The following is a 14973-nucleotide window of genomic DNA, read 5'->3' on the forward strand; positions in this document are numbered from 1 at the left end:
CTTTCTTCGTCAACGGGTTCCACCGCGTCAGGACCATCGCGTACCGTATGGTCCATCGCCCGATGCACGGACCTGCGCCGGCTCAGGGCGCCGCGTGGGCCTCGGGAGACCTGGATCAGGGGGTTCCCGCGCGCATCGAGCGATGAGGTCGCCGTCCCCGGCAGAGGATTCGGGTTCCGAACCCGGGGGCGGCGACCACCTCGTGCTCGCGACGGCGATCAGTAGACGTCGCGCACGTACCGCTTCGCCCGGCGCAGGTCGGCCAGGTAGTCGACCGCGTCGTCGGCACCCCGCCCGCGTTCCGTCGCGATGACGTCGAGCAGCGCGGCCTCGACGTCCTTCGCCATCCGGGACGCGTCGCCGCACACCGTGAAGGTCGCGCCGTCCTCGAGCCACGCGTACAGCTCCCGTGACTGCTCGCGCATCCGGGTCTGCACGTAGACCTTCTCCGCCTGGTCGCGCGAGAACGCCAGGTCGAGACGCGTCAGCACGCCGTCAGCCTGCAGCGCGGTGAGCTCGTCCGCGTAGACGAAGTCCGTGTCGCGGTGCTGGTCACCGAAGAACAGCCAGTTGCGACCCGTCGCACCGCTCGCGGCACGCTCGTGCAGGAACCCGCGGAAGGGCGCGATGCCCGTCCCCGGTCCGACCATGATCAACGGGGCGTCGCCGTCCGCCGGCACGCCGAAGGCCGCGTTCGGCTGCAGGTACACGCCGACCTCGTCGCCGACCTGGACACGGTCGGCCAGGTGCGTCGACGCCACCCCGGAGTGCTTCCGGTGGTCGTCGCCGTACCGCACGGACGCCACGGTCAGGTGGATCCGGTCCGGGTGCGCGAGCGGGCTGGACGAGATCGAGTACTGGCGTGCCTGCAGCGGGCGGAGGAACGGCAGCAGCTCGTCGAGCCCCGGCGCCGTGTCGCCGGCGTCGCGGAGCAGGTCGAGCACGTCCCGTCCCCACAGCCACCGGTCGAGCTCCTGCTTGTCGCCGTGCGCCACCACGGCCGCGAGCTCGCTGGCCGGGGACCGCTGCACGAGGTCGGCGATCAGGTCCTTCGACGGCGCCCGGACCTCGCGGTCGGTGCGGAGCAGTTCGCGCACGGAGCGCCCGTCGAACAGCTCGTCACCCGTGGCACCGAGGTGCTCGAGCAGGTGGTCGACCAGGGCGTCGTCGTTCACGGGCACCACGGCCAGCGCGTCGCCGGCCGCGTACGTGATGCCGCTGTCACCGAGGTCGAACTCGTAGTGCCGGATCTCCTTGGCGCTCCGCGGGTCGGAGAGCAGGCGGTTCTCCACCAGGCGCGCCGGGTACGGGTTGCGCTTGGACCACTGCGAACCCGGACGGGAGGCCCGGGTCGCCGCCGCCCCGTCGGCTGCGGTCGTGCCCGTGGTCGCCGGACCGGTCGCGCCGGTCCCGGCCGTCGCCCCGGTCTCCGTGGCGATGCGGTCGAGGACGGCGGCGGTCCAGAGGGCGGCGGGGTCCTCGAAGTCGACGTCGCAGTCGACCCGCTCGTGGACCCGGGTGGCGCCGAGCTGCTCGAACCGGGTGTCGAGGAGCTTCGCCGCCTGGCAGAACTCGTCGTAGCTCGTGTCGCCGAGGCCGAGGACGGCGTACTGCAGGCCGTCGAGGCGGGGCACGGTGCTCGCCTGGACTGCGTCCCAGAACAGGCCGGCGTTGTCGGGCATCTCGCCCTCGCCGTACGTCGAGGTGACGACGAGCACGTGCGACATCCCGGCGAGCTCCTCCGGCGTGACGTCGTCGAGCGCACGGGCCCGGCCGCCGAGCCCGCGGGCGGTCGCACCGGCCACGAGCTGGTCGGCGAGGAACTCGGCGTTGCCGGTCTGCGTGCCGAACAGCACGTCGACGGTGGTGGTCGGCGTGCTCGGGGCCGTGGTGGTGCCGGCGGCGGCGATGCCCGCGATGAACCCGGCGAGCCAGGACTCCTGCGCGGCGGAGAACGGGGCGTCGACCGGGATCAGCTGCCCGGTCGGGGGCAGGACGCTCACGCGGTCACCGCCTCGGCCGGGGCCTGCGGGGCACGACGGGCGATGTCCTCGAGTGCCGCGGTGGCGAGGAGCTCATCGAAGCGGGCCTCGTGCAGCCGGCCGTCGTTCTTGGCGTTCTGGTGCATGATCCAGCCCGTGGTGCCGGGAGCGTCCATGCTGCGGTTGTTCCGCTGCGTGAGCGCACGCTTGTGGTCGTCGAGGCGCTTGACGGCGATGAGGGTCGCGAGCTGGTCGTCCGCGAACCGCTCGAGCGTGCCGCGGAGGTACTTCACGACCCGCTGCTTGACGAAGAAGTCCTCGGTGAGCACCAGGTTCCGCACGGCCTCGAGCACGCGGGGGTCGGCCGGACCGACGGCACCGGGGACCCGCTCGAGCGCCAGGTCCTGGGCGACGCCGAGCACCGTGTACGACGACAGGAGCGAGAACATGTCGCCGCCTTGGTCGCCGAGCGCGGGGGCACGGCCGCCGAGCACCGTGCGGCGGTCGCGGTAGTCGAGCTTGAACGCGCGGAGCTTGTCGGTCGCGGTCGAGACGGCGAGCTCGTCGAGCAGCTCGTTCCGCGTCGAGCCGGCCAGGATCGCGTCGGCGTCCTGCGTGAGCAGGAGCGCCCGGGGCATGCCGACGAAGACGTGCGTCCGCGTGGTCGCCCAGTCCGCGAGCAGCCGGGCGGCGAGCTCGGAGCCCGTCGCCTCGAGGTGCCACTCCAGGAGCAGCCGGGCGGCGTCCTCGTGGAAGGCGCCGCGTGCGGTGTCGAGCACCGGGAAGACGAGCAGCGAGTCGGTGCTCGCGCGCTCGGCCACCCGGCCGGACGGGTCGTACTGGTACAGGAAGCCGCCGGACATGCCGTTGCCGAGGCCCTTGCCGAAGCCGCCGAGGTTGAACACGGCGCCGCCGGTCATGTACTCGCAGCCGAAGTCGCCGACGCCCTCGACCACGGCGGTCGCGCCGGAGTTCCGGACGGCGAACCGGTCGCCGGCCTCACCCTGCACGAAGGTCCTGCCGCCCGTCGCGCCGAACAGGGCGAAGTTGCCGACCAGGACGTTGCCGCCGCGCTCGGAGCTGCCGCCACCGGGGGCGCGGACGACGATCCGCCCGCCGCTCTGGCTCTTGCCGACGCCGTCGTTCGCGGTGCCGGTGTGGTCGAGCGTCACGCCGTCGTTGTTGAAGACGCCGTAGGACTGCCCGGCGGACCCGCTCGTGCGGATCGTCACGGCACCGTCGACGAGCCGCCGACGTCCGCGGTCGTCGGTCGACACTGCGGGGGCACCCTGCAGCGCGTCGGCCCCGAGCTCGTGGTTGAGGACGCGCTCCAGGTCGATGCCGAGCTGGCCGCCGACGGACTTGTCCGCGTTGCCGAGGAGCACACCGTCGATCGTCACGCTGTGCTCGTGCCGCACGAGCAGGGCCTCGCGGACCCGCTCGATGAGCGCGTCGTCGGTGGCGTAGTCCTTCTCCAGGTACTCCGGGTCGGTGACGACCTTCTCGGGCACCTGCGTGAGCAGCGCCCGCACGTCGAGCCGCCCGACGCTCGCCGGGTGGTCGAGGAGCTGGAGCAGGTCGGTGCGGCCACGGGCCTCGCGCAGGGAGCGCAGACCGAGGCGGGCGAGGATCTGCCGGACGTCGTGGGCGATGTTCAGCAGGTACTGCGCGAGCGCGCGGGGGTCGCCCTCGAACGCCTCGGCGTTCGTGGTCAGGCCTGCCGGGCACTTCACGTTGCAGTTCTTCGCCATCACGCAGCCGAGCATCATCAGCGCGGTGGTGCCGAACTCGAACGAGTCGCCGCCGAGCAGCGCCGAGGTGACGACGTCGCTGCCGGTCTGGTGCGCGCCCGAGCAGCGGAGGACGACCTTCTGGCGCAGGCCGTTCGCGACGAGGGCCTGGTGCACCTCGGCCACGCCGATCTCCGCGGAACGGCCGGCGTACTTCAGGCTCGTGACGGCTGCGGCGCCCGTGCCGCCGGTGTTCCCGGCGACGTTGATGACGTCCGCGCCGGCCTTCGCGACGCCCACGGCGATCGTGCCGATGCCCTCGGAGGACACCAGCTTCACGATCACGCGCACCCGGGCGGCCTTGCAGTCGTGGATGAGCTGCGCGAGGTCCTCGATCGAGTACGTGTCGTGGTGCGGCGGCGGCGAGATGAGCTCGACGCCCGGGGTGCCACCACGTGCCGCGGCGATGTCGACCGTGACCTTCGCCGCGGGCAGCTGGCCGCCCTCGCCCGGCTTCGCGCCCTGGCCGATCTTGATCTCCAGCTCCTCGAGCATCGGGTCGGCGAGGTAGCCCGCCCAGATGCCGAACCGGCCGGAGGCGAACTGCTTGATGCGCGAGCCGCGGATGGTGCCGTAACGGGTGTGGTGCTCGCCGCCCTCGCCGCTGTTCGACATCCCACCGACCATGTTCGTGCCGTGCGCGACGGCCTCGTGCGCGGTCGCGACGAGTGCGCCGTGGCTCATCGCCCCGGACGCCAGGGTCCTGGTGATCTCGTGTGCCGGCTGGACCTCGTCGAGCTCGACGCTCGCCGGGGCGCTCTCGAGCAGCCCGAGCAGGTCCACGGCGGAGCCGGTGGCGCGGAGCGTCACCTGGTCGGCGTCGACGGAGTCGACGTCCACCTGGCCGGGGAAGAGCAGGCCGAGCCCGTCCGCGAGGGCCTGGTGGCGCAGCGCACCCAGCGACGCCGTGGACGTGAGCTCCAGGCGGAACCGAGCCGGGCCTCCCGACCGGCTGTCGTCAGCAGACGGACGTGAGCCGAGCAGCCCACGCACCGTGACGCTGCTGTTGCCGGTCAGCGAGAACCGGCCGAGCTCGCGGGCGAAGTCCTCTGCCGTGTCGATGCCCGTGACGTCGGCGGGGAGCGCGAGCACGTCGCGGAGGGCGCTCGGGCGGCGGGAGCGCTCCTCGTGTGTGGTCTGCAGGAACGTGCGGTAGCCGGGCGTGATGCGGAACGCGTCGATCTCGGCCGTGCTGAGCCGGTCGTAGCCGGTGTTGCGGTACGCGGCGTCGGTGATGCCGAAGGCGTCGTCGAGCTGGCCGAGCGTGAGCAGGCGGAGTGCCTCGGAGTCGCCGGCGCGCTCGAAGGACGGCCGCTCCTCGGTCATGCCGCCGAAGCCGCGGACCGATGCCACGCCGAACGAGTGCCCGGCGCCGTCCGAGCGCTCCTTGAACAGGCCGAGCAGCGGCACCTGGGTGTCGCCCTGCACGGCGACGGCGCGCTCGTGCCAGTCGGTCGCCGCCTGCGCGATGCGGGTGAAGCCGACCCCGCCGACCGGGGCCTGCATGTGCGGGAAGACGCGGGCGAACAGGTCGTCGCGGGTGTCGAGGTAGTTCGGTTCGAAGAACTCGCCGCCGATGTAGCTCTCGGCCGTGCACAGGCCGACGCGGCCCATCGTCTTCGCGAGGGCCTTCTCTGCGGCCTTCCGGAACTGCTTCAGCGCGAGGTCCGTCGCGGTCAGCTCACCGGCCGGTGCGGGCGCTGCCGGGTACTTCTCCTCGGCACGCAGGCGGGCGGAGAGGCTGTAGACCGCCGCGGCCCCGAAGCCGAGCGCCGTCGCGACGTGGTGCGACGACGGCAGCTGGCCGGACTCGGCGACCACGGAGACCCGCAGCCGCAGCCCGGTCTCGATGAGCCGCTGGTTCACGGCGGCGACCGCCAGGATCACGGGCAGGGGAGCGCGCGTGGAGGACACCTCGCGGTCCGAGACGACCGCGATGCCGCCGGTGTGCTCGGCGAAGCGGACGACGTCCTCGGCGAGCTGGAGCACGGCGGCGCGCATCGCGTCGGCGTTGCCCTGCTCGTCGTCGCGGACGGGCGTGTAGAGCATGTCGAAGCGCTCGAGCGGCACGACGTCCTGGTCGCGCAGGCGGACCATGTCGAGGTGGCCGAGGACCGGCGACTCCACGACGAGCTGCCGGGTGGGCGTGCCGGTGGCGCTGCCAGGACCGGTGGCGTTGCCGGGGTTGGTGGCGCTGCCTGGGTTGGTGGCACTGCCGGTGCCGTCGGGCTTGCTGCCGAGGGTCACGCGCATGCTCATGCCGTCGGCCTCGCGGATCGAGTCCAGCGGGGGGTTCGTGACCTGGGCGAAGCGCTGCGAGAAGTACTTCGCCATGCCGCCCTCGGTGTCGCTGAGCGCGTTGATGGCGTTGCCGTAGCCCATCGCCGAGATCCGCTCCGAGCCGTTCTGCAGCATCGGGTCGAGCATGAACCGGAAGCTCTCCTGGTTCAGCGAGTACGCCACGTAGCGGCCCTGCAGCGACAGGTCGCCGTCGTAGCCGAGGGTGGTCGTGGTGCGGTCGTAGTCCGGCGCGGGCAGGTCGTCGAGGTTCACCCGCGCTGCGTCGAGGAGGGTCTCGTAGTCGCGGCGGGCAGCGAGCATCGCCAGCACCTCGCCCGTGCGCATCAGGCTGCCGGTGCGGTGGTCGACGACGAGCATGCCGCCGGCCTCGATCCGGCCGCGGTGCACGACCTCGTCGTCGGGGAACGTCACCTGGCCGGACTCCGACGAGACCATGAGGTACTCCGAGGTCTGCACGGTGCGCAGCGGCCGCAGCCCGAGGCGGTCGAGCCGGGCACCCACGACGTCGCCGTCGCTGAAGATGACCGCGGCGGGGCCGTCGTTCTTCTCCTCGTACAGCGAGAAGTACTCCAGCATCGCCCGGACGTCGGGCGTCAGCGAGCGGTCGTTCTCCCACGCCGGCGGCATGAGCGTCACCACGGCCTCGACGATCTCGAGCCCGTCGTCGAACACCCGGCTCTGCAGCGTCTGGTCGAGGCGGCTCGAGTCGGACTGGCCGGGCGGGCGCACGATGCTCCGGGTGCGGGCACGCGCCAGCGCCTCGTCGGACAGCCGGTTCTTCCGGTCGGTGTTGAGCTCGCCGTTGTGCGCCATCAGGCGGAACGGCTGCGCCATCGTCGGGTGCGGCTCGGTGTTCGTCGAGAAGCGGGTGTGGAAGTACAGCGTGCGGACCGAGTGCCGCGGGTCGCGGAGGTCGGTGAAGTACCCGATGACCTCGCCGGAGTTCAGGCGGCCCTTGAGCACCTGCGTGCGGGCGCTCAGCGACAGCGGCGACAGGGCGGCGTGCTCGAGGTGCTGCTCGGCGGCCTGACCGTAGGAGACGGCCTCGATCGCGAGCAGGGCACGGTTCGCGGCGGCGTCGACCTCGGCGCGGGGCCAGGACTCGGGGGCGCGGAAGACCCACTGCACGACGGGGAGCTGGTACTGCTCGGCCTCGGGGCGCGCGACCGTGTGGTCGACGGGGACGTCGCGGACCAGGAGGAGCTCGAAGCCCTGCGTCGCGATGGCGTCCGCGACGGTCTCTTCCGCCGCGGCGCGCTCGGTCGGGTCGGTGGGGACGAAGCAGTTCGCGACGCCGAAGTGGCCGGCCCGGAGCGGCTCGCCGGTGAGCGCGCTGAAGAACTCCACCGACAGGTCGATGCTGACGCCCGCGCCGTCCCCGACACCCTCGGAGGACTTGCCACCGCGGTGCGGGATCGCACAGAGCGCCTCGTCGCCCTTGCGGATGACGTCGTGGCTCGGCGTCCCGTCGAGACGGGTGATGAAGCCGACGCCACAGGCGGAGGATTCGCGGGCAGGGTCGTAGAGACCGAAGGGGGAGGGGTTCACGAGCGTGTCCAGTGGAGCGGGTGCCAGCAGCGGACGACGGAGGCTGCAACGGTGGAGCGCTCGCCGCGGGCAGACCGGTGGGTGGCAGTCGGGCCCTGTGGGGGTGGTGCGGTGAGGCGATGCTACGGGCTGGTATACCGCGGGCGCAACACCGTCGGGCGGGCGGTGGCGCGTCGTGGCTGGTGGGGCTCGGTGCCGGTGGGCCTCGTGCGGCTGGTGCCGTTCGGCGTGGGACAGCAGGAACCGGTCCGAGCCGCGGATGTGCGCGGTTCGGACCGGTTCCGGTGGTGCGGTGTCGCCAGGGCTACTCGGCGCCTTCGTCCTCTTCCTGGTTGAAGTGCGAGCCGTCCTCGGTGAACCCCACGGCGACGCCCTCGGGGTGGTCGGGGATGGTGCCGTCCTTGCCGAGACCGCCGGGCTTCTCGGTGCCCTCGGGGTCCGGCGTGCTGTCGTGCGCGTTGCTGTCGGATGCGGTGGTGTCGGTCATGCGCTGCTCCTTCGCAGATGGTGAGCGGCGGACGTACGGTCCGTGTCTCGGGATCGCCACGGTACTCACGCGGGCCGGGCGGTGGCTGGTGCGAGCGGTGCCTGGCGCGGGCGTGCCCGGTGCGACCTTGACCACATGGTGCGAGGTTGCGCGGCCGCACGGGGTGGACAACCGCTCACGGAACGGAGCAGCGCGCACGGTGCGACGTCCGTGTCGGGCGCGTTCGGGTCTGACACCGCCGGTCAGTGGCCGATCAGCGCCGCTGCCGCCCTGGTGAGCGCGACGTTCGACAGTGCCGGGCTGCCGTCCTCGAGCACCGCGGTGTCCTCGATCCCCGTCCGGATGGCGTGCCCCCGTGCGATCGCCCGGCGACTCACCGACCAGGACGCGATCCCGACGCCGTGGTGCAGCTGCGGCAGGTCGATGCCCGCTGCGGCGACCAGGGCCTCCATCTCGGCGTCGAGGGCGACGGCGTCCGCCGGGTCGTCCTCGAGCGGCTCGATCACGAGTCGGACGAAGCGGGAGGCGTTCCCCGCGCGGAGGAACCGGTCCACGTCGGACAGCGACAGCACGCAGGCCTCGACCCCGACGCCACGACCGGCCAGCAGTGCCGTGACGTCGTCGACGCCCTCCTCGCCCTGGTTCGCCGCGACGAGGTCGGGCAGGACGGTCCACTCGCTGATCAGCGCCATCCGCTCCCGCGGGTCGGGGACGATCTCGGCGAAGGTCGTGACGTTGACGGGGATGCCCGGGCACGAGCGTCGGACGGCGTCGAGCATCCGGCCGACCGGGCCCGCCGCGAGGGACTCGTGCCCGTCGTCGTCGAACGCGTGCAGGTGCAGGAGCGTCGCTCCGGCGGCGACGCAGGCGGCGGCGTCCGCGGCGATCTCCTCGGCGGTCCGGGGCATCGCGGGGTGGTCGGTGTCGCCGTTCAGCGCGATCTGCAGGTCGGTCACCGGCATGAGCCTACGGAGTGGACGGTGACCGCGTGCGTCCCACGTCGCGCCCGGAGCGAGGGCACCGGGGTCAGCGCGCCGTGCCGCCGTGCACCACCGGGAGCGCCTCGGTGGCCGCCTCCGCGGGGGCAGTCCCACGCGGGACGACGGACGGGCGGCGCCGGGCGCGGAACACCCAGGCCTTGAACAGCACGAAGCGCACCAGCGTGGCGATCAGGTTCGCACCGGTCAGGACGGCGATCTCCGCCCCGTGCGACGCGTCCGGCGTGGAGGCGTGCAGGAGGACGAGCGACCCGGACGTGATCGCCCAGGCGATCCCGAACACGACCAGCCCCTGCATCTGGTGTCGGCCAGCGCCGGCGCGACCGCGCATGCCGAAGGTGAAGCGACGGTTCAGGGCCGTGTTGCCGACCGCCGTCACGAGCAGCGCCAGGAAGTCCGCCGTCTGGGCGCCGAGGGCGGGACGGAGCAGCGCGTACAGCAGCGCGAAGGCGATGGTCGACGCGACGCCGATCGCGCCGAACCGCAGGACCTGCCCGAGGATGCCGACGTGCGGGGTCGCGAACGGCCGCCGTCCGATCGCCTCGTAGACCGGTCTGATCGGGATCCTGCCGGTCGCGAGACCGCGGGAGACCCGCCACATCCCCTTGAGGTCCTCGGTCGCGGTCGAGGCGATGTGCACCGACGAGTCCACGTCGTCCACCCAGTCCACCGGGATCTCGTGGATGCGCAGCCCCGCGTGTTCGGCGAGGACGAGCAGCTCGGTGTCGAAGAACCACGCGTCGTCCTCGCAGAGGGGCAGCAGGTGTTCCGCCGCCGCGCTGGTCACGGCCTTGAAGCCGCACTGGGCGTCGCTGAAGGACACCCCCATCGTGCTCCGGAGCAGCAGGTTGTACGAGCGGGAGATGAACTCCCGTTTGCCGCCGCGGACGACCCGGGAGGCCCCGGCCAGACGGGTGCCGATGGCCATGTCGGAGTGCCCGGACAGCAGCGGCGCGACGAGGGGCTCGAGCGCAGCGAGGTCGGTGGACAGGTCCTCGTCGAGGTAGACCAGCACGCGGGCCGAGGACGCGCTCCACACGGCCTTCAGCGCGCGTCCTCGTCCCTTCTCCGGCAGGTGCACGGCGTGGACCCCGTCGAGCATCGCGGCGAGGTCGTCGGCGATGCGGGCGGTGTCGTCGGTCGAGGCGTTGTCGGCGATGGTGATGCGCCAGGTGTGCTGCAGCGAGGTGCGACAGAACTGGTGCAGGCGTCGGACATGCGCCGCGAGGGTGTCCTGCTCGTCGTGGCAGGGGACGACGATGTCGATGTCGATGTCGAGGGGCTGGTTCGTCTCCGTCATGCTGCTCAGGTTCGGCAGCGCGGCGATGGGGACGGCAGCACGCTCCTGTGGTCACGGTAAGAACCGGCAGGCAGACGACGGCGAGATGGACGGGAGGCTCGGTGCGGGCCCGCAACGACCCTCCCGTCCGGCGGTCCAGGGGACCGGCGCCGCCCCGGCTACGCGGGCAGGGTCACCGTGAACGCCGTGCGGCCTGGCTCTGACGCCGCCCGCACGGAACCGCCGTGGGCCTCGACGACCGCGCGCACGATCGCCAGTCCGAGGCCGCTCGTGCCGTGCTCCCGGGAGCGGGACGCCTCGCCCCGGGTGAAGCGGTCGAACAGCGACGGCAGCGCCGGGGCGGGGATCGGCGGCCCGTCGTTCGCCACCACGAGCCGCACGACCGCGGGGTCGGAGCCCGGCACGCGCTGCACCGACACGACGACCGCCGTCTCCGCCGGGGTGTGCGTCCAGGCGTTGGCGAGCAGGTTCGTCACCACGCGGCGGAGCTGGGCGACGTCACCGGACACCGTGACGGGGTCGTCGTCGACCTGCAGCGTCCACCGGTGCGACGGAGCGGTCGTCCGCGCGTCCATCGTGGCCTCGACCACGAGCGCGGTCAGGTCGACTGGGGCGTGTGCGCGGGCCGGGGCGGCGGCCGCGTCGAGTCGGGCGAGGAGCAGCAGCTCCTCGACGAGCGCACCCATCCGGATGGACTCCTGCCCGATCCGGTCGACGTTGCGGTGGATGGCGTCGACGTCCGTCGAGGACGACGAGAGCTCGGCGTACGCGCGGACGGTCGCGATCGGGGTCCGGAGTTCGTGCGAGGCGTCGGCGATGAAGGTCCGCATGCCGGCCTCGGCGTCGCGGCGGGCAGTCAGCGCGTTGGACACGTGGCCGAGCAGGCGGTTCAGGGCGGTGCCGACGGCCCCGACCTCGCGGTTCCGCACGAGGTCAGCGGGGGCCACGCGCACGGGGATCGCGGTGTCGCCGCGCTCCAGGTCGAGTCCGGTGACGCTCGACGCCACGGCGGCGACGTGCTCGAGCGGCCGCAACGACCGCCGGACGAGCATCGCGCCCGCCCACACCGCGACGGCCAACCCGACGAGCGTCACGCTGCCGATGACCGCCACGAGCCGGACGACCGAGGCCCGCAGGTCGCCGAGGGGGAGCGCGGTGACGAAGACGTCGCTGCCGGAGTCGATCGCCTGCGCCCGGTAGGTGCCGAGCGACCCGAGCGTGATCGTGACCGGCCCGTGGTCGGCGTCGACGGTGGCGAGCGTCCGCTGCTGGGCCGTGGACAGCCGGTGCTGCACGCCCGCGGCGTCGGTGTAGCCGGCGAGGACCGCTGAGCCCTCCCGGTAGATCCCGACGATCGTCCCGGCAGCCTGCCCCGGTGCCCCGATGAAGGCGTTGTCCGGGTCCGGTTGCGACCCGGAGCCGGACGACCCAGAGCCAGCCCCAGGTGGTGGCTGCCGTCCGTCTCCGGGCCCGAGCGTCCGGTCCGCCGCCGTGGAGAGTTCCGCGTCCAGCCGACCCACCAGGTACCCGCGGTACGCCACGACCGTGACGACGCCGACGACGACGTTCGTCAGCACGAGCAGCAGCGCCACCGCCCCGACGATCCGCCACCGGAGCGACGGTGCCCGGCCCCGCCGCTGCACCCTGAGCACCCTCACGACACCGGCCGCAGCACGTACCCGGCCCCACGCACCGTGTGCACGAGCGGCGACCGCCCGAGGTCGACCTTCCTCCGCAGGTACGACACGTACATGTCGACGAGGTTCGACGACGACCCGAAGTCCATGCCCCACACGTTCGCCAGGATGTTCTCCCGCGGCAGCACCCGGTTCGCGTTCCGCGCCAGGTACCGCAGCAGCTCGAACTCGGTCGGGGTCAGCTCGATCGCCTCCCCGCCGCGCGTCACCGTCCGGGCGTCCTCGTCGAGCTCCAGGTCGCCGACGACGATCGCCGTGCTGCCGCTCGCGGTGGAGACCCGGGGCGACGTCCTGGCGAGGATCCGTGCCCGGGCGATGAGCTCCGCGACGCCGAACGGCTTGGTGAGGTAGTCGTCACCACCGCGCGTCAGGCCCACGAGCCGGTCCTCGGACGAGTCCCGCGCGGTCAGGAACAGCACCCGGACCGCGTCGCGGGCATCGCGGAGTCGGTCGAGGACCTCGAACCCGTCGATGTCGGGCAACATGACGTCGAGCACGATGACGTCCGGCTGGTGGTCCCGCGCCGCGAACAGCACGTCGCGGCCCCGGTGGACGGTGCGCACCGACCAGCCGTCCGCCTCGAACGCGAGGCGGACGGCATCGGCGAGCGCGTGCTCGTCGTCCACGACGAGGGCCCGGACGGGCGACCCGTCGGTGCGCTGCAGCGGTCGGTCGGACATCGCGCCGAGCCTACTTCCCACTCGTCAGGTCGTAGACGGTCTGCCCGCCGACCGTGGTGGCGTCGTAGTTCGCCGCGACCCACTCCTGGATGGCGCTCGCCGTGGAGGACCCACCGCCCATGCCGCCGCCGTTGCCGGAGGCGATGTAGTACGACACGTCGCCGGCCGCGACGACGGCCTTGAACTCGGCGAGCGTCGGCGTCGGGTCGCTCGACCAACCGCCGATCGCCATCACGGCGGTGTCGCTGTCGAGCTCCAGCTGCGCCGCGGACTGCGACCCGTTGACGGCCGCGGCCCACGTCGTGTCGGTCGCGGCGAGCAGCTTCGTGAGCGCCGAGGACGTCGACGCGCTCGCGCCGCCCATGCCGCCACCGTCCGCCGAGCGCGCACCGCTGTCGGACGGGAGGCTCGTCCCCGACTCTGCGTCGGACGTCCCGTTCCCGGGCGCCTCGCCGGTCGTGCCGTCCGGCATCTCCTGCATCGTGCCGGTCGGCGGCTGGCCGCCGGGACCCTGCTGGGAGTCGCCGTCGCTGTCGGAGCCGTCGGTCTGCGGTCCGCCGGCCGATCCGCCGGGGCCTCCAGAGCCTCCCGGCATGCCACCCCCGCCCATCCCGCCGCCGGACGATCCCGCCGGACCGACGCTGGGGATGGAGCCGGAGTGCGCGACGGTGGTGGTGGCCAGCGCGTAGGCGGTGGTGCCGGTGAGGCCGAAGAGCGTGCCGGCGAGGACACCGACGGTGACGAGCTCGCGGAGCGACGGGACGCTGCCGACGACGATCGCGGCCGCGGACAGCAGGCCGCCGGCGAGCATCACCCAACGGAGCCACGGCAGCCACGTCGGGTCCTCGTCGAGCAGGCACCAGCCCCAGGCGGCCGTGACGCCGATCATGCCCGCGAGTCCCAGGCGGCCGGTCATCCGGTGCCGGGCGTCCCAGAGCAGGGCGCCTCCTGTGCCCACGAGACCCGCGATGGCCGGTGCGAGCGCGACCGTGTAGTACGGGTGGATCGTGCCGGACATGTAGGAGAACACGAGCCCCGTGACCAGCAGCCAGCCGCCCCACAGGACCAGGCCGGCGCGGACCGGGTCGTCGAGCTTCCGGCGGCCGACGACGACCAGGCCGAGCACGAGCGCCAGGAGCGCCGCGGGCAGGAGCCAGGAGATCTCCAGTCCCATCTCGGACGAGAACAGCCGGTTCAGCCCGGTCGAGCCGCCGAACGACGAGCCCGCGGTGCCGCCCGTCATGCCACCGCCGCCGCCGCCGTTGCCCGAGCCGCCGAAGATCCGGCCGAGGCCGTTGTAGCCGAACACCAGGTCGAGCACGGTGTTGTTCGTCGACCCGCCGATGTACGGACGGGCAGACGCGGGCCAGAGCGCCACGGCGAGGACCCACCAGCCGGCACCGACCACGAGCGAGCCCGCGGCGACGAGCAGTCCGACGACCCGCTTCGGCCACGTGGTGCGCGCGGCGATGAGGTAGACGAGCCCGAAGGCCGGCAGCACGAGGAGTCCCTGGAGCATCTTCGTCAGGAACGCGAAGCCGAGCGCGACGCCGGCGAGCGCGATCCACCGCCAGCTGCCCGTCGGGAGCGCCCGCACCGTGCAGTACGCGCCGGCGGTCATGAGGAGCACGAGGAGCGCGTCCGGGTTGTCGAAGCGGAACATCAGCGCCGCCGCCGGGGTGGCAGCGACGACGAAGCCGGCGAGGAGCGCGCCGACGTACGCGGTCGTGGTGCCGAGGCGGGCGAGCGTCCGGCGGACCGTGCCCCACACGAGCGCGACCGACCCGACGGCCATGAGCGCCTGGGGGAGCAGGAGGCTGAAGCTGGAGAACCCGAGCAGCCGAGCAGAGAGCACCATCACCCAGAGCGAGGCCGGTGGCTTGTCCACCGTGATGAAGTTCGACGAGTCGAGCGAGCCGAAGAAGAACGCCTCCCACGACTTCGTGCCGGCCTGCACGGCAGCGGCGTAGAACGAGTTCGCGTACCCGGAGGAGCTGAGGTCCCAGAGGTACACGACGGTGGTGAGGACGAGGAGCGCCCAGAACGCCGGCCGGAGCCAGCGGGCGTCCTCGCGCTCGCCGAGGAGGAGCCGGGCGAGCGGCTTGCGACGCGCGGCGGCCGGCGCGGGGTGCGCATGGTCGCGTCGGTCGGACACGGGGATCGGGTACGTGGTCATGGCAGGAGCGTGAC

The 14973-nt window shown here is 72.9% G+C and carries 8 protein-coding genes; all 8 read right to left on the reverse strand.

Features of this window, described 5'->3' with window-relative positions:
* Window positions 1–218: 218 nt before the first annotated feature.
* The gene (locus ITJ54_RS11540; protein ID WP_194628403.1) at window positions 219–2003 is read right to left on the reverse strand and encodes a sulfite reductase subunit alpha; all 1785 of its coding nucleotides are present in this window, start codon (window positions 2001–2003) and stop codon (window positions 219–221) included.
* Window positions 2000–7621 carry a glutamate synthase-related protein gene (locus ITJ54_RS11545; protein ID WP_194628404.1) on the reverse strand — a complete coding sequence of 1874 codons (5622 nt, stop codon included), beginning with the start codon at window positions 7619–7621 and terminating at the stop codon, window positions 2000–2002. Before ITJ54_RS11545 ends, ITJ54_RS11540 begins: the two co-directional genes overlap by 4 nt.
* A gap of 304 nt (window positions 7622–7925) precedes the next feature.
* A complete protein-coding gene (locus ITJ54_RS11550) occupies window positions 7926–8108 on the reverse strand; it encodes a hypothetical protein (RefSeq protein ID WP_194628405.1) in 183 nt (60 codons plus the stop codon).
* Between the two features lie 242 nt (window positions 8109–8350).
* The gene (locus ITJ54_RS11555; RefSeq protein WP_323741697.1) at window positions 8351–9064 is read right to left on the reverse strand and encodes a 3-keto-5-aminohexanoate cleavage protein; all 714 of its coding nucleotides are present in this window, start codon (window positions 9062–9064) and stop codon (window positions 8351–8353) included.
* Between the two features lie 70 nt (window positions 9065–9134).
* Window positions 9135–10406 carry a bifunctional glycosyltransferase family 2/GtrA family protein gene (locus ITJ54_RS11560; RefSeq protein WP_194628417.1) on the reverse strand — a complete coding sequence of 424 codons (1272 nt, stop codon included), beginning with the start codon at window positions 10404–10406 and terminating at the stop codon, window positions 9135–9137.
* A 158-nt stretch (window positions 10407–10564) separates the two neighbouring features.
* Window positions 10565–12049, reverse strand: coding sequence for a sensor histidine kinase (locus tag ITJ54_RS18330; RefSeq protein ID WP_194628419.1), 1485 nt, complete (start codon window positions 12047–12049; stop codon window positions 10565–10567).
* Window positions 12050–12060: 11 nt separating this feature from the next.
* A complete protein-coding gene (locus ITJ54_RS11570; protein ID WP_323741698.1) occupies window positions 12061–12783 on the reverse strand; it encodes a response regulator transcription factor in 723 nt (240 codons plus the stop codon).
* Window positions 12784–12793: 10 nt separating this feature from the next.
* Complete coding sequence (locus ITJ54_RS11575; RefSeq protein WP_194628421.1) at window positions 12794–14959, reverse strand: ArnT family glycosyltransferase; 2166 nt, start codon at window positions 14957–14959, stop codon at window positions 12794–12796.
* Between the last annotated feature and the right edge of the window lie 14 nt (window positions 14960–14973).

It is taken from the genome of Curtobacterium sp. VKM Ac-2865 (genome assembly GCF_015350905.1).
Taxonomy (GTDB): Bacteria; Actinomycetota; Actinomycetes; order Actinomycetales; family Microbacteriaceae; genus Curtobacterium.

Bases quoted from the DNA above. Each gene is read 5' to 3' on its own strand.
- ITJ54_RS11550 (WP_194628405.1), bottom strand. From the start codon at position 8,108: ATGACCGACACCACCGCATCCGACAGCAACGCGCACGACAGCACGCCG.
- ITJ54_RS11560 (WP_194628417.1), bottom strand. From the start codon at position 10,406: ATGACGGAGACGAACCAGCCCCTCGACATCGACATCGACATCGTCGTC.
- ITJ54_RS11570 (WP_323741698.1), bottom strand. From the start codon at position 12,783: ATGTCCGACCGACCGCTGCAGCGCACCGACGGGTCGCCCGTCCGGGCC.
- ITJ54_RS11575 (WP_194628421.1), bottom strand. From the start codon at position 14,959: ATGACCACGTACCCGATCCCCGTGTCCGACCGACGCGACCATGCGCAC.